The sequence below is a fragment of the Streptomyces spiramyceticus genome (assembly GCF_028807635.1).
Classification (GTDB): Bacteria; Actinomycetota; Actinomycetes; order Streptomycetales; family Streptomycetaceae; genus Streptomyces; species Streptomyces spiramyceticus.
Window position 1 is genome coordinate 1,870,861 of sequence record NZ_JARBAX010000001.1, and the last position, 18,551, is coordinate 1,889,411.

The 18,551-nt window shown below is 69.5% G+C and carries 16 protein-coding genes; 13 read left to right on the forward strand and 3 right to left on the reverse strand.

Annotated elements, in window-relative coordinates:
• Positions 1–74 precede the first annotated feature (74 nt).
• Entirely contained in the window at positions 75–1,544 is a 1,470-nt protein-coding gene (locus PXH83_RS08520; RefSeq protein ID WP_274558438.1) for an amino acid permease, read from the forward strand.
• Here PXH83_RS08520 and PXH83_RS08525 read toward each other — a convergent pair.
• Together PXH83_RS08525 and PXH83_RS08530 are read right to left on the reverse strand one after the other, a co-directional pair.
• Positions 1,525–2,157, reverse strand: a complete 633-nt coding sequence (locus tag PXH83_RS08525) for a histidine phosphatase family protein (RefSeq protein WP_274558440.1) — start codon at positions 2,155–2,157, stop codon at positions 1,525–1,527. The genes PXH83_RS08520 and PXH83_RS08525 overlap by 20 nt on opposite strands.
• Positions 2,154–3,581 (reverse strand): FGGY-family carbohydrate kinase, encoded by a 1,428-nt coding sequence (locus tag PXH83_RS08530; RefSeq protein WP_274562726.1) that lies wholly within the window; start codon positions 3,579–3,581, stop codon positions 2,154–2,156. Before PXH83_RS08530 ends, PXH83_RS08525 begins: the two co-directional genes overlap by 4 nt.
• A gap of 165 nt (positions 3,582–3,746) precedes the next feature.
• Here PXH83_RS08530 and PXH83_RS08535 point away from each other — a divergent pair, with 165 nt between their 5' ends.
• The 11 genes from PXH83_RS08535 to PXH83_RS08585 all read left to right on the forward strand — a co-directional run bounded on the left by PXH83_RS08535 (position 3,747) and on the right by PXH83_RS08585 (position 14,866).
• Positions 3,747–5,171 carry an ABC transporter substrate-binding protein gene (locus tag PXH83_RS08535; RefSeq protein ID WP_274558442.1) on the forward strand — a complete coding sequence of 475 codons (1,425 nt, stop codon included), beginning with the start codon at positions 3,747–3,749 and terminating at the stop codon, positions 5,169–5,171.
• Positions 5,172–5,177: 6 nt separating this feature from the next.
• A complete protein-coding gene (locus PXH83_RS08540; RefSeq protein ID WP_274558445.1) occupies positions 5,178–6,137 on the forward strand; it encodes a carbohydrate ABC transporter permease in 960 nt (319 codons plus the stop codon).
• Positions 6,134–6,964 (forward strand): carbohydrate ABC transporter permease, encoded by an 831-nt coding sequence (locus PXH83_RS08545; protein ID WP_274558447.1) that lies wholly within the window; start codon positions 6,134–6,136, stop codon positions 6,962–6,964. Before PXH83_RS08540 ends, PXH83_RS08545 begins: the two co-directional genes overlap by 4 nt.
• The gene (locus tag PXH83_RS08550) at positions 6,964–8,073 is read left to right on the forward strand and encodes an ABC transporter ATP-binding protein (protein ID WP_274558449.1); all 1,110 of its coding nucleotides are present in this window, start codon (positions 6,964–6,966) and stop codon (positions 8,071–8,073) included. The genes PXH83_RS08545 and PXH83_RS08550 overlap by 1 nt, the downstream gene beginning before the upstream one ends.
• Positions 8,070–8,891: a DeoR/GlpR family DNA-binding transcription regulator gene (locus PXH83_RS08555; RefSeq protein ID WP_214918662.1), complete on the forward strand. Its 822-nt coding sequence runs from the start codon at positions 8,070–8,072 to the stop codon at positions 8,889–8,891. The genes PXH83_RS08550 and PXH83_RS08555 overlap by 4 nt, the downstream gene beginning before the upstream one ends.
• A complete protein-coding gene (locus PXH83_RS08560; protein ID WP_274558453.1) occupies positions 8,869–9,957 on the forward strand; it encodes an ABC transporter ATP-binding protein in 1,089 nt (362 codons plus the stop codon). The genes PXH83_RS08555 and PXH83_RS08560 overlap by 23 nt, the downstream gene beginning before the upstream one ends.
• On the forward strand, positions 9,954–10,967 hold the full coding sequence (locus tag PXH83_RS08565) for a 2-hydroxyacid dehydrogenase (RefSeq protein WP_274558455.1): 1,014 nt from the start codon (positions 9,954–9,956) through the stop codon (positions 10,965–10,967). Before PXH83_RS08560 ends, PXH83_RS08565 begins: the two co-directional genes overlap by 4 nt.
• Before the next feature lie 15 nt (positions 10,968–10,982).
• Entirely contained in the window at positions 10,983–12,410 is a 1,428-nt protein-coding gene (locus PXH83_RS08570) for an FGGY-family carbohydrate kinase (RefSeq protein WP_274558457.1), read from the forward strand.
• Between the two features lie 232 nt (positions 12,411–12,642).
• Positions 12,643–13,713, forward strand: a complete 1,071-nt coding sequence (locus PXH83_RS08575; RefSeq protein WP_274558459.1) for a glycerophosphodiester phosphodiesterase family protein — start codon at positions 12,643–12,645, stop codon at positions 13,711–13,713.
• Between the two features lie 106 nt (positions 13,714–13,819).
• Positions 13,820–14,461: a superoxide dismutase gene (locus PXH83_RS08580; RefSeq protein WP_274558462.1), complete on the forward strand. Its 642-nt coding sequence runs from the start codon at positions 13,820–13,822 to the stop codon at positions 14,459–14,461.
• Between the two features lie 189 nt (positions 14,462–14,650).
• Positions 14,651–14,866 carry a hypothetical protein gene (locus PXH83_RS08585; protein ID WP_274558464.1) on the forward strand — a complete coding sequence of 72 codons (216 nt, stop codon included), beginning with the start codon at positions 14,651–14,653 and terminating at the stop codon, positions 14,864–14,866.
• Positions 14,867–15,065: 199 nt separating this feature from the next.
• On the opposite strand, the gene PXH83_RS08590 is transcribed toward PXH83_RS08585, so the two are convergent.
• Positions 15,066–15,719: a DsbA family protein gene (locus PXH83_RS08590; protein ID WP_274558466.1), complete on the reverse strand. Its 654-nt coding sequence runs from the start codon at positions 15,717–15,719 to the stop codon at positions 15,066–15,068.
• A 134-nt stretch (positions 15,720–15,853) separates the two neighbouring features.
• Between PXH83_RS08590 and pepN the strand changes: the two genes are divergently transcribed.
• Positions 15,854–18,439 carry an aminopeptidase N gene (gene pepN, locus PXH83_RS08595; RefSeq protein WP_274558467.1) on the forward strand — a complete coding sequence of 862 codons (2,586 nt, stop codon included), beginning with the start codon at positions 15,854–15,856 and terminating at the stop codon, positions 18,437–18,439.
• The last annotated feature ends 112 nt before the right edge of the window (positions 18,440–18,551 follow it).

Below are 18,551 nucleotides of genomic sequence, written 5' to 3' on the forward strand. Positions count from 1 at the left end.
TTCCCTGTGAGCGGGGCATTTCTTCAGACTGTGGGCTCTGCTCCCCCGTCTCAGCTACTGAACAGGGCATGCCCATGTCTCGGTCTTCCGCGCCGACGCCCGTCGAGGACGCCGCCGCAGTCGAGCCCGTAGAGAACAACGGCGAGAACAGAGTCGAGAACAAAGTCGACTCGCCGCTCACTCACGGACTCAAGCAACGCCATCTGTCGATGATCGCCCTCGGCGGTGTCATCGGCGCGGGACTCTTCGTCGGGTCGGGTGCCGGCATTGCCGCCGCCGGTCCTTCGATCGTCGTCTCTTATGCGATATCCGGGCTGCTCGTCATGCTCGTGATGCGCATGCTCGGCGAGATGTCCGCGGCCAACCCGGCCTCCGGTTCCTTCTCCGTTCACGCCGAGCGGGCGATCGGCCCGTGGGCGGGCTTCACCGCCGGCTGGTCCTTCTGGTTCCTGCTCTGTGTGGCCGTCGGCCTCGAAGGCATCGGTGCCGCGAAGATCATGGTCGCGTGGATGCCGGACACACCCGAGTGGGCCTGGGTCGCCCTCTTCATGCTGGTCTTCTGCGGTACGAACCTGGCCGCCGTGAAGAACTTCGGCGAGTTCGAGTTCTGGTTCGCCGCCCTCAAGGTCGGCGCGATCGCGCTCTTCCTGGGCATCGGCGCCCTCGCGATCCTGGGCCTCCTGCCCGGCTCCGACGCCCCCGCCCCCGGCACCGCCAACCTCACCGGCGCGGGCGGCTTCCTGCCGAACGGCTCCGAGGGCCTGATCGTCGGTCTGCTCGCGTCGGTCTTCGCGTACGGCGGCCTGGAGACGGTCACCATCGCCGCGGCCGAGTCCGAGAGCCCGGTCAAGGGCGTCGCGAAGGCCGTGCGTACGGCGATGTGGCGCATCGCGATCTTCTACATCGGCTCCATGGCGGTCATCGTCACCCTCGTCCCGTGGAACGACAAGGCGGTCGTCACCAAGGGCCCGTACGTCGCCACCCTCGACCACCTGGGCATCCCCGCCGCCGGCCAGATCATGAACGTGGTCGTGCTGGTCGCGCTGCTCTCCGCGATGAACGCCAACGTCTACGGCGCCTCCCGCATGGCCTGCTCGCTGGTCGCCCGCGGCCAGGGCCCGAAGGCGCTGGGCCAGGTCTTCGGCGGCGTCCCGCGCATCGCCGTACTGGTGTCCTCCGTCTTCGGCTTCGGCTGCGTACTGCTCAGCTACTGGCGGCCGAACGACATCTTCCAGTGGCTGCTCAACATGATCGGCGCGGTGATCCTGGTCGTCTGGATCTTCATCGCCGTCTCCCAGCTGCTGCTGCGCCGCCGCACCGAGCGCGAGGCGCCCGAGACGCTGGTCGTGAAGATGTGGGCCTACCCGGTCCTGACCTGGGTCGCGCTCGTCGGCATGGCCGCCATCTTCGTCCTGATGGCCCGTGAGGAGGGCACCCGTCTGCAGCTGTACTGGACGGGCGGTCTGACCGTCGCCCTCGCGATCGCCGGTTTCGCACTCCAGCGGTCCCGGTCCGCCAAGGCCGTCACGAACACGGAAGATTGAGCGAGATCAGCGCGGTGTCCTTCCCGCTGATGCGCACCTCGCTCACCGCCGCGTTGCGCAACTGCGGGAAGACCCTCCGGTAGTCCCTCAGCGGAATGCCGAGCAGCTCGCAGAGCACGAGCCGCAGCAGGGTGTTGTGGGCAACCACCAGCACCCGCTCCCCCTCGTGCTCCCGGGCGATACGGCGAAGCGCATCGGACCCCCTGGCCGCCACGGCCCGGGGGTCCTCCGCGTCCGGGAAGGGGTTCGCGACCGGATCGGCGCGGAAGGCTTCGGCCAACTCGGGCTTCTCGGCGGCGAATTCGCCGAGCGTACGGCCCTCCATCACGCCGTAGTGGCACTCGCGCAGCTCGTGCTCGCGGTGCGCTGCGAGCCCGAGCGCCCGGCATGCCGGTTCGGCGGTCTCGATGGCCCGCGGCACCGTGGACGTCCACACCGCGTCGACGGGATGCCTGGCCACCCACTCCCCCAACGCCTCGGCCTGCCTGCGGCCGATCTCGGTCAGGGCTACGTCGCTGGTCCCGGCGTAGCGGTTCTCGGCGTGCCAGACGGTCTGGCCGTGACGGGCAAGCAGCAGCGTCGTACTCGGGGCAGGGCTCGGACTCGTACTCACGAAGACGTCTCCAGGCGGGCCAGGGCGTGCGCCGCGACGGGCTCCGGCAGCCAGCCGCGCCGCTCCAGTTCCCCGACGATACGGGCGTACGGCTCCGCGAAGGCCGCCGTGCGCTCCGGGCGTGGCTGGAGCACCTCGCGGATGCGCACCATGGCCTCCGCCGCCCCGGCCAGGTCGCCCGCGCCCCCCGCCCCGTGCGCGGCCAGGACCGCCATGCCGAGCGCCGGTTCGGTCTGTTCGGGGATACGGGCCGGGCGGCCCAGGATGTCGGCGCGCAGCCGGTTCCAGTACGCGCTGCGCGCCGCGCCTCCGGTGAAGGTCAGCGGGCCTTCGACGGGCGCTCCCAGATGGTGGAGGTAGTCCAGACACAGCCGTTCGGCGTAACCGACGCCCTGGAGCAGTGCCGCCCACCGGTCGCCTTCCGACGTACCGCCGTCAAGTACGAACGCGGTGGCGTCCGGGGCGCGGAACGGGAAGCGTTCGCCCTGCGAGGCCAGCGGGTAGGCGAGCGCGACGGACGGCTCGTGGTGGGCGGCGAGGCGGTCGAGGCGGGCCGGGTCGGCGCCGGGGAAGGCGGCGGTGAGGGCGCCGGCGCCGACGCTGGAGGCGCCGCCGGGGAGCCAGTTGCCGTCCGGGGAGCGGTGGTTGTAGACGATGCCGGAGCTGTCGTGGACCGGGTCGGCGGCAACGCCCTTGAGGACGAGGGTGGTGCCGAGTACCGAGTTCCAGGAGCCGATACGCAGGGCGCCGGAGGCGATCTGGGCCGCGCAGCCGTCGGTCATTCCGGCGACGACGAGGGTGCCCGCGGGGATGCCGGTCTCGCGGGAGGCGGCGTCGGCGACCTTGCCGAGGGACGTTCCGGGGCGTACGACCTCGGGGAACAGGTCCGGGGTCAGGCCGAGCATTTCCATCGCCTCGGCGGGCCAGGTGTCGCGTTCCAGGTCGTAGCCCGTCTTGAGGGCGTGGCTGGAGTCGGTGGCGACCGGGCCGCCGGTGAGCCGGGCGGTCACCGTGTCGGCCTGGTGGGCGAGGCGCACGGGCGGACCGGTTCCGTTGCGCCGCCGGGTCAGCCAGAGCGCCTTCGCCAGGCCCCAGCTCGGCGGCACACCGGCCTCGTCGGCCTCGGGTGCGGCACGCCCGTCGTCGTACATCAGACCGGGGGTCAGCGGATGGCCGTACGTGTCGGTGAGCAGCACGGTGCCGGAAGTGGAGCAGACTGCGAGGGCATGGAGTCTGCGTGCCTGTACGCCGGTGAGGGCGGCGCGGGCGGCGGTGCAGACGGCCGCCCACCAGTCGGACGGTTCCTGCTCGTGGCGCACGCCGCTGCGCCGGCCGGTCAGCGGGGCGGAGCCGCTGCCCAGGATGTGTCCGTGGGTGGTGGCGACCATCGCCCGGACGCTCTGCGTACCCAGGTCGATGCCCATCCATGCCGTGTCGTCGGACCGCACACGATCCTCCCGCGCATATCGTCTTCATCTGTGAAGTTCTCACTGTGCACCGAGATATTCCGTTGCGCGAGGGATTGACGCGCAAGTTCCCCTGTTCCAAGCTCTGTTAACCAGTCGGCTGATCCTGTTACGGAGGTCGGGATGGACATGCGCGTACACGACCGGCGGCGGTTCCTCGCCCTTACGGCGGCCGCTTCCGCCACTCCGCTGCTGAGCGCCTGCGGTACGGGCTTCGGCGGCGACGAGAGCACGAAGGGCGGCGGGTCGGCGGCGAACGACGTCACCGGCTCCTTCGACTGGAAGAAGGCCAAGGGCAAGACGGTCAAGGCGCTGCTGAACAAGCACCCGTACACGGATGCGCTGATCGCCGACCTGAAGTCCTTCACGGCGAAGACCGGCATCAAGGTCGAGTACGACGTCTTCCCCGAGGACAACTACTTCGACAAGCTGACCGTCGACCTGTCCAGCGGCCGCGCGTCGTACGACATCTTCATGCTCGGCGCGTACATGGTCTGGCAGTACGGGCCGCCCGGCTGGCTGGAGGATCTCGGCCCGTGGATGAGCAACTCCTCCGCGACGGGCGGCGAGTGGGACCAGGGTGACTTCTTCCCCAATCTCCTCCAGGCCGACCAGTGGTCGCTCAAGGCGGGCGCCCCGCTCGGGCAGGGCGGGCAGTACGCGCTGCCGTGGGGCTGGGAGACGAACGTCGTCGCGTACAACACCGAGGTCTTCAAGAAGCTGGGGCTGAAGCCCGCCGAGACCTTCGACGAGCTCCGTGAGATCTCCGGTGCCATCAAACGCAAGGCGCCGGGGGCGGGCTACGACGGGATGTACGGCGTGGCGGTGCGCGGGTCGCGGAGCTGGGCGACGATCCACCCCGGCTTCATGACCATGTACTCGCGCTACGGGCTCAAGGACTTCACCGTCGACGGCGGCAAGATCACACCCGCCATGAACAGCCCGGAGGCCATCGCCTTCACGCAGGACTGGGCCGAGATGATCAAGAAGGGCGGCCCCCCGTCCTGGACGTCGTACACCTGGTACCAGTGCTCCAGCGACCTCGGCGCGAAGAAGGCCGGGATGCTCTTCGACGCCGATACGGCCGCGTACTTCCAGGCGGTGAAGGGCGCGTCGCCCGCCTCCGGGAAGATCGCCTTCCACCCGGGGCCGAAGGGGCCGGACGGGTCGCTCGCCACGAACATGTGGATCTGGTCGCTCGGCATGAACGCCAAGAGCAAGAACAAACACGCGGCCTGGCTGTTCCTCCAGTGGGCGACCGGCAAGGAGCATCTGCGCAAGGCGGCGATCGAGGGCAACCACATCGACCCGGTGCGCAAGTCGGTCAGTCAGGACGCGGCGTACAAGGACAAGATGAAGGATCTGGAGGGCTTCATCGAGACCTTCGAGACGGTCGTCGACCAGACGAAGATCCAGTTCACGCCGCAGGAACAGTTCTTCGACGCGACCACCAGCTGGGCGGCGTCGCTCCAGGAGATCTACGGCGGCAAGAGCGCCAAGTCCGTGCTGAACGGGCTGGCCAACGACCTGGCGCCGAAGGTTGGGTGACGCTTCATGTATACGTCCCTCAAGGAGACCGACCACGGGGCGGCCTCACACGAGGGGGGTGGGCCGCCGGCGCGGGCCGTACCGCGCTGGCGGCGTTCGCTGCGGCCGTATCTGCTGATCGTGCCGGCGCTGCTGCTCACCGGCGGGATCCTGTATCCCTTCGGGCTCGGCCTCTTCTACACGTTCTTCGACTTCGCGGCGAGCAAGCCGCAGCCCGACATGGTCGGCCTGGAGAACTACCGGCGCATCTTCACCGAGACGTCGTTCTGGAACTCGGCGTGGGTGACGGTGCTGTACGCGGTGGGCGCGGCGGCCGTCGAGACGGTGCTCGGGGTCGGGGTGGCGCTGCTGCTGCACCGCTCGACCCTGGTCGGGCGCGTACTGGAGAAGATCCTCATCCTGCCGCTGATGATCGCGCCCGTGATCGCCGCGATCATGTGGAAGCTGATGCTCCAGCCGAGTGTCGGCGTCATCAACTACCTGCTGAAGCCCTTCGGGCTCGGGGGCGTGCAGTGGACGGACACCCCGGCCGGTGCGCTGCTCTCGTCGATCGCGGTGGATGTGTGGGTCTATACGCCGTTCGTGGCGATCCTGGCGCTGGCCGGACTGCGGTCGCTGCCCGTGTCGCCGTTCGAGGCGGCGGCGGTGGACGGGGCCGGGTGGTGGTTCACGTTCCGGAGGCTGACGCTGCCGATGCTGTGGCCGTACGTCCTGGTGGCGGTGATCTTCCGGTTCATGGACTCGCTGAAGGTCTTCGACATCATCTACGCGCTGACGGAGGGCGGGCCCGGTGACTCGACCGTGGTGCTCCAGATCCGGGCGTACCTGGAGGCGATCCGCTTCCAGCGGTACTCGTTCGGGATCAGCTACATGATCGTGCTGTGGGCGGTGGTCTACCTGGTGACGATGGTGCTGGTCCGGTATCTCGGCAAGATCCAGAACCGGGCGGCGGAGGTACCGAAATGAAACGCAGGATGCTGGCGATCGCCGCCGACGGTGCGTTGATTCTCTACTTCGTCTTCGCGCTCTTCCCGATCGCCTGGATGATCATTCTGTCGCTGAAACCGGCCAACGAGCTTTTCAGTACGTACTTTTCGTTTACGCCGACCTTCGACTCATACAGGACGGTGCTCGGCGCTGGGAACGACGAAGGTGTGCCCTTCCTCCGCTTCTTCGTCAACAGCCTGGTCGTGTCACTGGGGGCCGTCGCGCTCTCCCTGGCGATCGGGCTGCCTGCCGCCTACGCGGCGGCCAGGTGGCGGTTCCGGGGCTCGGAGAACCTCATGTTCACCCTGCTGTCCTTCCGGTTCGCGCCCGAACTCACCGTGATCATCCCGCTGTTCGTGCTCTACCAGAAGCTCGGACTCTTCGACACGTACGTCGGCATGATCTGGGTGCTCCAGCTCGTCACGCTGCCGTTGATCGTCTGGATCATGCGCTCGTACTTCTCCGACCTCTCCCCGGAGCTGGAACAGGCAGCGCTGCTCGACGGCTACACAAGGAAGCAGGCCTTCTTCAAGGTCGCGCTGCCCCTGGTCAAGCCGGGCATCGCCGCGGTCTCGCTGCTCGCCTTCATCTTCGCCTGGAACAACTTCGTCTTCCCCCTGATCCTCACCTCCTCCGAGGCGCAGACGGTCACCGTCGGCGCCCTGTCCTTCCTCGGCGGCGACCGCCCCAAGTACAACCTGACAGCTGCCGCGGCGCTGGTCTCCGTGATCCCGCCGCTCCTCCTCGCCCTCACCATCCAGCGCTATCTGGTGCGCGGGCTCTCCTTCGGGGCGGTGAAGTCCTGATGACAGCAGCCATCTCGCTGCGCGGGATCCACAAGACGTACGGCAGGAACACGGCGCTCGACGGCCTGGAACTCGACGTCGAGGAGGGCGAGTTCTTCTGCCTGCTCGGCCCGTCGGGTGCCGGGAAGACCACGACGCTGAAGACCGTCGCGGGCCTGGAGGAGCCCCAGTCCGGGACGGTGCGGCTCGACGGCACGGACATGACGGGCGTCGAGCCGTACGACCGGGGCGTCGCCATGTGCTTCGAGTCGTACGCCCTCTACCCGCACCGCAGCGCGTACGACAACCTCGCCTCCCCGCTGCGCTCCCCCAGGTACAAGCTCCCCGCGGCCGAGGCGCGCAAGCGGATCGGTTCCATCGCCGAACTCCTCGGCATCGACGCCCTCCTCGACCGCCCCGTCGGCCAGCTCTCCAACGGGCAGCGCCAGCGCGTCGCCCTCGGCCGGGTCCTGGTGCGCCCGGCCCGCGCCTTCCTCCTCGACGAGCCGCTGTCCCACCTCGACGCCAAGCTCCGGCAGGCGATGCGCGCCGAGCTGAAGGCCATCGGCGCCGTCCGGCGCACCACCACCCTCTACGTCACGCACGACTCGGTGGAGGCGCTGGCGCTCGGCGACCGGATCGGGGTGATCAGGGAGGGCAGGATCGTCCAGACGGGCGTGCGCGAGGAGATCTGGCACCAGCCGTACGACACCTTCGTCGCCCGCTCCTTCGGCAAACCCCGCATCAACCTGCTGCCGGGCAAGGTCACCGGCAGCGGCTCCTTCCTGTCGGAGGACGGCTTCTTCGAGGTGCCTCTGACGGTACGGTCCGCCGCACCCGGCACGCCCGTACAGATCGGGGTCAGGCCGCGCGACCTGGCGCTCGGCGGATCCGGTCTCGGGCCCGGCAGCATCGAACTGGCGGGCACCGTCTACATCACCGAAGTCCTGGGCCGCGCCACCGAGGTCACCGTCCGCCTCGGCGAGCAGCACCTGTCCCTGGTCGTGCCGCGCGCTGATGCAGCCGGGCTGCGGCCGGATGCGCCGGTGAGGCTGTCCGTACGGCCTGAGAGCCTGCTGCTGTTCGAGGCCGACGGGCCGGACCGACCAGGACGAAGGATCACCGAATGAACAGCGACCAGCAGCGCGGCCCCGCACCCCGCCAGGCAGCCATCGCCGAACAGGTGCTCGCGGCGGGCTCGGCGACCGCCGCCGAGCTGGCCGAGCGCTTCGACGTCAGCCTGATGACCATCCACCGGGACCTCGACGAACTCGAACGGCAGGGCCTGGTCCGGAAGTTCAGGGGCGGGGTCACCGCCCAGCCGTCCGGCGTCTTCGAATCGAACGTCGCGTACCGCCTCAAGACGATGCGCGCCGAGAAGGCCGCCGTCGCCGAGCACGCGCTGAAGCTCATAGAGCCCGGTATGGCCGTGATGCTCGACGACTCCACCTCGACCCTGGAGATAGCGCGCCGGCTCGGCCCGATCACTCCGCTGACGGTGGTCACGAACTTCCTCGAAGCGCTGACTCTGCTGTCGAGTGAGCGCGGGATCCACCTGATGGCGCTCGGCGGCGACTACGACCCTCTTCACTCCTCCTTCCTGGGCGTCTCCTGCATGGAGGCCGTACAGCTCCTCCAGGTCGACATCTGCTTCACGTCGACGTCCGCGGTCTCCGGCGGCTTCGCCTACCACCAGGAGCAGCACATCGTCTCCGTCAAGCGGGCCATGCTCGACTCCGCCGCGAAGAACGTGCTGCTGCTCGACCACTCCAAGCTCGGCCGCGTCGCACTCCACCGCCTCGCCCCGCTGTCCCGCTTCGACCTGGTGCTGGTCGACGACGGGGCGTCGGCGGAGCTGCTGCGCGACCTCGACGAACACAAAGTCCCGTACGAGGTGTGCGCGACGGCGACGGGAGGGCCCGGCAATGACCGAATTGGCGCTGCGTGAGCTGCGCAAGACCTATGCCTCCCGGGGCAGGCCGCAGGTCCAGGCCGTACGCGGCATCGACCTGGAGCTGCACTCCGGTGAGCTGCTCGGCCTGCTCGGCCCGTCCGGCTGCGGCAAGTCCACCACCCTGCGCATGATCGCGGGCCTGGAGCCGGTGACCGGCGGGGACATCCTCGTCGGCGGCGCCTCGGTGGTGACGGTCCCGGCCCAGCAGCGCAACATCGGGGTCGCCTTCGAGAATTACGCCCTCTACCCGCCGCTGGCGGTCGCCGACAATCTGGGCTTCGGGCTCGCCGCGCGCCGCAGACCGCGCAAGGAAGTGGCCTCGCGCGTACGGGACATGGCCGAGCGGATCGGCCTGACCGACATCCTCGACGCCAGGCCGGGCGGGCTTTCGAGCGGCCAGAAGCAGCGGGTGGCGCTGGCCCGCGCGCTGATCCGCGAGCCCGACGTACTACTGCTCGACGAGCCCCTGTCCCACCTGGACGCGGCGCAGCGCGACACGACGCGGCGCGAACTCAAGCGCATTCAGAAGGACCTGGGGCACACCACCATCCTGGTCACGCACGACCAGGAGGAGGCGCTGTCGCTCGCCGACCGGATCGCGGTGATGAAGGACGGCGTGATCCAGCAGCTCGGTACGCCGTACGAGATCTACGACAGCCCGGCGAACCTCTTCGTCGCCGACTTCGTCGGGGAGCCCGCGATCAACCTGCTGCCGGGCATCGTCGAGGACGACGGGCGGGTGCGGCTCTCGGACGACGTACGGCTGGCAGTTCCGACGGGGGTACTGCTGGAGACGGGGCGCGATGTGGTTCTCGGCATAAGGCCCGAGGACCTGCGCCTGGCGGAGGACGGGGCGCCCGGCGTGCCGGCCCGGGTCAGCGCGCACGAGCCCTTGCTCGAAGCGGGGATCGCCACGCTCGCCCTCGACGGAGTGGCCGAGCCCCTGGTCGTACAGACCGGTCCCGAGGTACGCCTCGACCGGGACGAAACCGTGCGGGTGACCGCGGACCCGCAGCTCACGCACGTCTTCGACGCCGAGACAGGAGATGCCCTGCGATGAAAGTCCTGGCCGCCGGTGACCACTTCGTCCTCAACCCACTGATCGGCGAGGCCCTGGCCTCCGCCATGACCGGCACGCCTGTCGAACTGACCGAGCTCACTCTCCCCTGGCCGCTGGAACCTTTCGGCAAGGTCGCCGAGGTCGACGAGGCCAGCAACTCGGAGGACGAGCTGATCAAGGCGCTGCAGGGCGTCGAGGTGTGCGTGACCCAGATGGCGCCGTTCACGGAGCGGGTGCTCGACGCCGCTCCCGACCTGCGGCTCGTCGTCGTCTGCCGCGGCGGCCCGGTCAACGTCAACGTCGAGGCGGCCCGCAAGCGGGGCGTGAAGGTGTGCTTCGCGCCGGGACGGAACGCCGCCGCGACGGCCGAGTTCACGGTCGGGATGATGCTGGCCGCGATGCGCCGCATCCCGGAGACCCACGACTCGCTCGCCCGGCAGGGCCTCTGGGACGGCTCGTACTACACGTACGAGCGGTGCGGTCCCGAGCTCGAAGACACTCGCGTCGGCCTGATCGGTTACGGCGCGGTGGGCAGCCGGGTCGCGCGGGTGCTGTGCGCGTTCGGTGCGGAGGTGGAGGTGTACGACCCGTATGTGCGCGGGGACGTGCACGGCCTTCGGGTCGCCTCGCTCGACGAGCTGCTGTCGCGGTCGCGGGTGGTGACGCTGCATGCGCGTCTGACGGAGGAGACGCGGGGTTTGATCGGCGCCCGGGAGCTCGCTCTGATGCCGCGTTCGTCCGTACTGGTGAACGTCGCGCGGGGCGGTCTGGTCGACACGGATGCGCTGTGCGACGCGCTGGACAGCGGGCAGTTGGCGGCGGCCGCTCTGGACACGTACGAGCAGGAGCCGCTGCCCGCCGGGGCGCGGCTGCGGGGCTTGCCCGGTGTCGTCATGACGCCGCACCTGGGCGGCGCGAGCCGTCAGGTCGCCGAGAAGGCGGCGCGTATCGCGGCGGCCGAGGTGGCCAGGTACGCCGCAGGAACCCCACTCGCGCACTGCCTGACCTGAGGAGGCCGGACCGGGATGTACGTCGGTATCGATGTGGGCACGTCCATGGTGAAGGCGGCGGCGTTCGACGCGCGCGGGCGGCAGATCGCGGTCCAGGCGCGGCCGGTCGCGCTCGACATCCGCGACGGTTTCGTCGAGCAGGACATGGACGAGGTGTACGCGGCGGTCGTGGACGTCCTGGCGGCGCTGACGGCGGGGCTCGACGGCCCTGTCGAGCTGGCCGGGCTCACGGGGCAGGGCGACGGTGTGTGGCTGGTGGACGAGGAGGGCCGTCCGGTGCGGCCCGCGATCTCGTGGATGGACGGCCGGGCGCACGAACTCCTCAGCCAGTGGATGGAGTCGGGCGTCTTTACGCAGGTGTTCCGGCGTACGGGAAGTGCGATGTTCCCGGGGTGCCCGGGGCCCGTGCTGGGGTGGCTGGACCGGCACGAGCCGAAGGCGCTGGACGCGGCCGCCACCGCCCTATACTGCAAGGACATGGTCTTCCGGCGCCTTACGGGGGTGCGGGCCACGGATGTGTCGGACGCGTCCATGCCGTTCCTGGACCCGCGGACGCGGACGTACGACGACGAGACCCTGGCTCTGCTGGGCCTCGGCCACCGGCGGGGCCTGCTGGCCCCGGTCAGCGACCCGGTCGCGGTGGGCGAGACGGACGGCCCCGGCCTGCCGCCCGGCACCCGGATCGCGGACGGGCCGTACGACCTGCCCGCGTGCGCGCTCGGGGCGGGGGTGACGCGGCCCGGCGACGGCCTGCTCATCATCGGCACCTGCCTGGCCTCGCTCGTCGCGACGGATGTACTCGACCTGGAGGGCGAACCGGCCGGCCTCTACATCTCGACCGACGGCCCCGGCCAGTGGCTGCGCGCCATGCCGGCGATGGTCGGCACGGCGGCGCTCGACTGGGTGCTGAACACAACGGGCGTACGGCACGCGGACGTCGACGCGCTGCTGGACGCGACGCCGCCGCGGTCGAACGGGGTTGAGGTCCTCCCCTACTTCGCACCCTCGGGCGAACGCGCCCCGTTCGTGGAACCGCGCCTGCGGGCGGAGCTGACGGGGGTTTCGCTGGAGACCACGAAGGGCGACCTGGTCCGCGCCACGTGCGAGGGCATCGCATACGCCGCCCGCCACTGCCTGGAGGCGGCGGGCCTCATGGGCGACCTGGCGGTGTGCGGCGGCGGTACGCGCTCCCCGGCATGGATGCGCCTGTTCGCCGACGTACTGGGCCGCCCGCTGCGCGTGGTCGAGGGCGAGGTGGGCGCGCGGGGCGCGGTGCTGGCGGCGGCGGAGCGGTACGGGGTGCCGCTGGACGTGGCGGCGTGGACGCAGCCGACGACGGTGGTGGAGCCGGATGCGGGCCGGGCGGAGCTCTACGGGGTGGGCTACGCGAAGCACTTGGCGGAGCTGGCGCATGCGAGGACGCGCGCGCGGGCGCATGGGTGACCACAGTGGCTTTCCCCACCCCGCCCCTTCCCGCTGTGACATTTTGCGGCTACCGCCGCGTGAGGGGCTCCGCCCCAGACCCCGCTCCTCACCCGAAGGGCGTCCGGGGGGCTGGGGGCTTGCCCCCAGTTTCGGGAAGGGGCGGGTGGGGGAAATCAAACCGCCCGTCCCACCCCCGCCGCACGGTGAGGGCGCCGCACGCCCCTATTCACCCCCTACCAGGGAGACACGCATGCCCGCACAGCCAAGACGCCGCTCCGTACTCCTCGCCGCCGGCGCCGCAACCGCCGCGTCCGCCATCACCGCACTGCCCGCCACAGGCACCGCCGCAGCCGAGCCGCAACGCGACCGCCCCGTCATCATCGGCCACCGCGGCGCAGCCGGCTGGCGTCCCGAGCACACGGCCGCCTCGTACACCCACGCCGTCCAGACCGGCGCCGACTGGATCGAGCCCGATCTCGTACCGACCAAGGACCACGTCCTCGTCGTACGGCACGAGAACGAGATATCCGGGACCACGGACGTCGCCCAGCACCCCGAATTCGCCGCCCGTCGCACGACGAAGACCGTGGACGGCCGCTCCGTCACCGGCTGGTTCACGGAGGACTTCACGCTCGCCGAGCTCAAGACGCTGCGCGCCGTGGAGCGCCTGCCGCTCGTGAGAAACAGGAACACAGCCTTCGACGGCCGGCTCGACATCATGACGTTCCAGGAAGTCGTCGACCTGGCAAGGAAGTTGTCGAAGCGGTACGGGCGCACGATCGCCGTGTTCCCCGAGACGAAGCACCCCAGCTACTTCCGCTCGATCGGCCTTCCCCTCGAACCGGAACTCGTCCGCGTCATCCGCCGCAACCACCTCGACGCCCGCGAGTGCATCGTCCAGTCCTTCGAGCCGTCGAGCCTGACCCGGATCGCGGAGGCCCGCCTGCGCCTCCCCCTCTGGCAGGCGCTCGGCACCACCGGCGGGCCGTACGGCCACCCGGCGACGTACAAGGAAATGATGACGCCGGCCGGTCTGCGCCAGATCGCGGAGTACGCCGACTGGATCGGCCCGGACAAGTCCTCCGTCGTCGCCCCTTCGCCGCTGCTCGCGGACGCGCACGCCGCGGGGCTGAAGGTCGGGGCGTACACCTTCCGCTGCGAGAACCAGTTCCTGCCCGCCCAGTTCCGGCGCGGCACCGCGTCCAACGACTTCGGTGACGCTTTCGCGGAGTACGCCCTGCATTACGGGCTCGGGGTGGACGCGGTCGTGACGGACTTCCCGGACCTCGCGGTGATCGCCAGGGACGCGGCCGCGGTGTAGGTCCCGGAGCAGGGTCCTAGGACCAACGCCTGATCAACTCCGAACCCTCTTGCTGCTAGCCTGCACTTGCACATCTGTCGCAATAAGCAGTCGGAGGGCTCGGATCATGGCCATTTACACACTTCCTGAACTTCCTTACGACTACGCGGCCCTCGAACCCGTCATCAACCCGCAGATCATCGAGCTGCACCACGACAAGCACCACGCGGCCTACGTGAAGGGCGCGAACGACACCCTTGAGCAGCTCGAAGAGGCGCGCGACAAGGAGTCCTGGGGCGCCATCAACGGCTTGGAGAAGAACCTCGCTTTTCATCTCTCCGGCCACATCCTGCACTCCATCTACTGGCACAACATGACCGGCGACGGCGGCGGCGAGCCGTTGGCGGAGGACGGCGTGGGCGAGCTCGCGGACGCGATCGCCGAGTCGTTCGGGTCCTTCGCCAAGTTCAAGGCCCAGCTGACCAAGGCCTCCGCGACCACCCAGGGCTCCGGCTGGGGTGTTCTCGCGTACGAGCCGGTCAGCGGCCGCCTCATCGTCGAGCAGATCTACGACCACCAGGGGAACGTGGGCCAGGGGTCCGTCCCGATCCTGGTCTTCGACGCCTGGGAGCACGCCTTCTACCTTCAGTACAAGAACCAGAAGGTGGACTTCATCGAGGCGATGTGGAAGGTCGTCAACTGGCAGGACGTCGCGAAGCGTTACGCCTCGGCGAAGGAGCGCGCGAACAACCTGCTGCTCGTCCCGTAGCACTACGGGACCGCACACGCCCTGCCTCGTGATCGTCTTCTCAACTTTCACCGGGGCGGGTGGTTGAAACGGGAGGCCCCCGCGAGGACGTGACTCGCGGGGGCCGACTGTCTGTGTCTGCGCGTTTCGTTCTGCCGTTGCCCGCCCGGGCGGGCATATGCTCGCGAGCTCCTGACGCGAGAGGGCAGCATGGCGAACAACAAGCCGTACTACTGCGAGACCTGCGACTCCACGGAGCAGCACCGGCAATTGAGCAACTCGGAGAAGACCTGGCTCAAGGGCCAGATCCACGTGAGGAACGTCGACGCGTACATCATGTGCGTGAGAGAGGGCTGCCGGAACCTGCGCACGGGCTGGGACAAACGCCCCTTCACCCCACCGCTCCGCGTCCCGCCGCACCCCTAGGCACGGCCCCCGCGAAAACCGCTCGAAGAGCACCCACGACCCGCACGGCTGGAACTCGCCCGCCATGCCGACCGCCGCATTCGCCGGCGCGGGCGGCCAACTCTGCTTCGGCGGACCGGAGCCGGGGCCGGGTCGGGCGGTCGTCCGGCGAGGCCTGACCGGCCCCCCTTTCGTCTCCCGACCCGGCGCCGCTACTGCGTCAGTCGAAGATCGGGCCCTCGGCGCGCGTTCGCTTGATCTCGTAGAAGCCCGGGGTCGACGCCACCAGCAGCGTGCCGTCCCAGAGGCGGGCCGCCTCGTCGCCCTTGGGGGCCGGGGTGACTACCGGGCCGAAGAAGGCGACCTCGTCGCCGTTCGCGCCGGGGACCGATATGACCGGAGTGCCCACCTCCTGGCCGACCTTGTCTATGCCCACCTTGTGCGAGGCGCGCACCTCCGCGTCGTACGTCTCCTTGTCGGCGTACTCGATCAGGTCGGCGGGGAGGTCCGCGTCGGCCAGCGCGCCGGCTATCGCCTCAAGGGTCGAGCCCTCGCCCTTGTTGTGGAACCGGGTGCCGAGCGCGGTGTAGAGCTTGCCGACGACCTCGTCCCCGTGCAGCTGCTGGGCCGCGGTCACCACGCGTACCGGGCGCCAGCCCTTGGGGCCGAGCAGTTCGCGGTACTGCTCGGGCAGCTCGTCGAGCTTGTCCTCGTTCAGTACGGCCAGGCTCATGACGTGCCAGCGGACCTCGATGTCACGGACCTTCTCGACCTCCAGCATCCAGCGCGAAGTCATCCAGGCCCAAGGGCAGAGCGGGTCGAACCAGAAATCGGCCGTGGTGGTCTGCGACGTGGTCCGGGCGTTCTCGGGCATGTCTCTCCTCATCGAAAAGCGTGCGCAACTTGTCCGTGGCAACGCCGCTGCTTGATCGGCGCATTCCCGCGATGCCGGGTGTCAGTGCCGCATGGGAGGATCGGAACGTTCGGACGAGACACGAAGGAGTGCCCGTGCCCGGTGAGAATCTGTCCCGCGACGAGGCCCGCGAGCGGGCCGAGCTGCTGTCCGTCGAAGGGTACGAAGTAGCCCTCGACCTGCGATCGGCCGTCGGGGAAGCCGGGGAGGGGGCGCGCACTTTCCGTTCGGTGACGACGATCCGCTTCCAGTGCGCGCGGGCAGGCGCGGCCACCTTCGTTGACCTGCTGGCGGATTCAGTGACGACCGTCACACTGAACGGCGAGGCGCTGGATCCGGCCGACGCCTTCGACGGCTCCCGGGTCACGTTGGCCGGACTGACCGCCGGTTCGAATGTGCTCGTCGTGGACGCGCAGTGTGCGTACAGCCGGACGGGCGAGGGCATGCACCGCTTCGTCGATCCGGAGGACGGCGAGGTCTATCTGTATACGCAGTACGAGCCGGCCGACGCGCGCCGCGTCTTCGCGAACTTCGAACAGCCGGACCTGAAGGCGCCGTTCCGGTTCGAGGTCACCACACCGGAGGGCTGGACGGCGTGGAGCAACGGCGTGGGCGAGCTGGTGGACGGGGTGTGGCGGTTCGCCGAGACCAGGCCCATTTCGACCTATATCACCGCTTTCGTCGCCGGACCGTATCACTACGAGACCGATGTGTACCGGCGGACGTCCGGTGACGGCACGGAGCTTGAGATTCCGCTCGGTGCCATGTGCCGCAAGGGGCTCGCCCGGCACTTCGACGCCGAGGACATCTTCACGGTCACGAAGCAGGGGCTCGACTTCTTCCACGACAACTTCGATTATCCGTACCCCTTCGGGAAGTACGACCAGGCCTTCGTACCCGAGTACAACATCGGCGCCATGGAAAATCCGGGCTGCGTGACCTTCCGCGAGGAATTCATCTTCCGGGGCAAGGTGACGCAGGCGTCGTACGAGCGCCGGGCGAACGTCATCCTGCACGAGATGGCGCACATGTGGTTCGGCGACCTCGTCACCATGGAGTGGTGGGACGACCTGTGGCTGAAGGAGTCGTTCGCGGACTTCATGGGGTCGTATTCGATGGTCGAGGCGACGCGCTTCACCAACGGGTGGATCACCTTCGCCAACAACCGCAAGGCGTGGGCGTACCGGGCCGACCAGCTGCCTTCCACGCATCCGATCACGGCCGACATCCACGACCTCGAAGACGCGAAGCTCAACTTCGACGGGATTACGTACGCCAAGGGTGCGTCCGTACTGAAGCAGCTCGTCGCGTACGCCGGGAAGGACGCCTTCATGGAGGGCGCCCGTCGGTACTTCAAACGGCACGCGTACGGGAACACCCGGCTCCAGGATCTGCTGACGGTGCTGGAGGAGACCTCGGGACGCGATCTGGCCGCCTGGTCGCGGGCGTGGCTCCAGACGGCAGGGGTCAACTCCCTTACGCCGCAGATTACTTATGACGCTGCCGGTCGGATCACCGAACTGGCGGTGCTCCAGGAGGCGGCGCCCAGCCACCCCGAGCTGCGGCCGCACCGGGTGGCGGTGGGGTTGTACCGGCGCGAGAGCGCGGGCGGGGCGCTGGTGCGGTATGCGCGGGCGGAGGTGGATGTCGCCGGGCCGCGTACGGTCGTGGCGGAGCTCGCGGGCAGCGAGAAGCCGGAGCTGGTGCTCGTCAACGACGACGACCTGACGTACTGCAAGATCCGCTTCGATGCCGAGTCGCTCGCCACACTGCGTGCACACCTCGGCGAGCTGACGGATCCGCTAGCGCGGGCACTGTGCTGGTCGGCGCTGTGGAACATGACGCGGGACGCGCTGATGCCGGCGCGGGACTTCGTGGATCTGGTCCTGCGGTTCGCCGGGCGCGAGAGCGACATCGGGGTGCTCCAGATGCTGCACGCGTGGACGCGGTCGGCCCTTACGCACTACGCCGCTCCCGAGTGGCGCAAGGAGGGCGGGCGGGCGCTCGCGGAGGGTGCGCTGCGGGAGCTGCGGCTCGCCGAGCCCGGCAGTGAGAACCAGCTCACGTGGGCGCGGTTCTTTGCCGCGACGGCCACCGAGCCGGCCGACTTCCAGCTGCTCCAGGGGCTGCTGGACGGCAGCGCGAAGATCGACGGCCTTGACGTCGACCAGGAGCTGCGCTGGGCGTTCCTGGGTCCGCTCGCTTCCCACGGCGTGGCGGACGAAGCGGCGATCGACGCGGAGCTGGCGCGCGACGACACGGCGTCGGGCAAGCGGCACCAGGTGCGGTGCCTTGCGTCGCGCCCTTCGGCGGCGGTCAAGGCGCAGGCATGGGCGGCGGTCGTCGAGTCGGACTCGCTGTCGAATGCGCTGGTTGTGGCCACGATCGACGGCTTTGTACAGGCGGGGCAGCGGGAGTTGATCGCGCCGTACGCGTCGAAGTACTTCGACGCGATCGAGCGGATCTGGGACGAGCGGTCGATCCAGATCGGGATGGACGTGGTGTCCGGGCTGTTCCCGGGACTCCAGGACAACCAGGGCACGCTGGACGCGACGGACGCATGGCTCACCGCCCACAAGGACGCGGCGCCGGCGCTGCGGCGGCTGGTGCTGGAGGCACGGGACGACCTGGCGCGGTCGCTGCGCGGGCAGGAGTGCGACAGGGCAGCGGCGGCGGCCTGATCCCTGGGCGCCGCTTGAGCACCGGCACCGCTGCGGACTCGTGACGGAGCGCCTCCCGGGGGCGGAATCGGGGGCTTCGTCCCTGGCCCCCCGGGGGCGAGCCCCGGCGTGG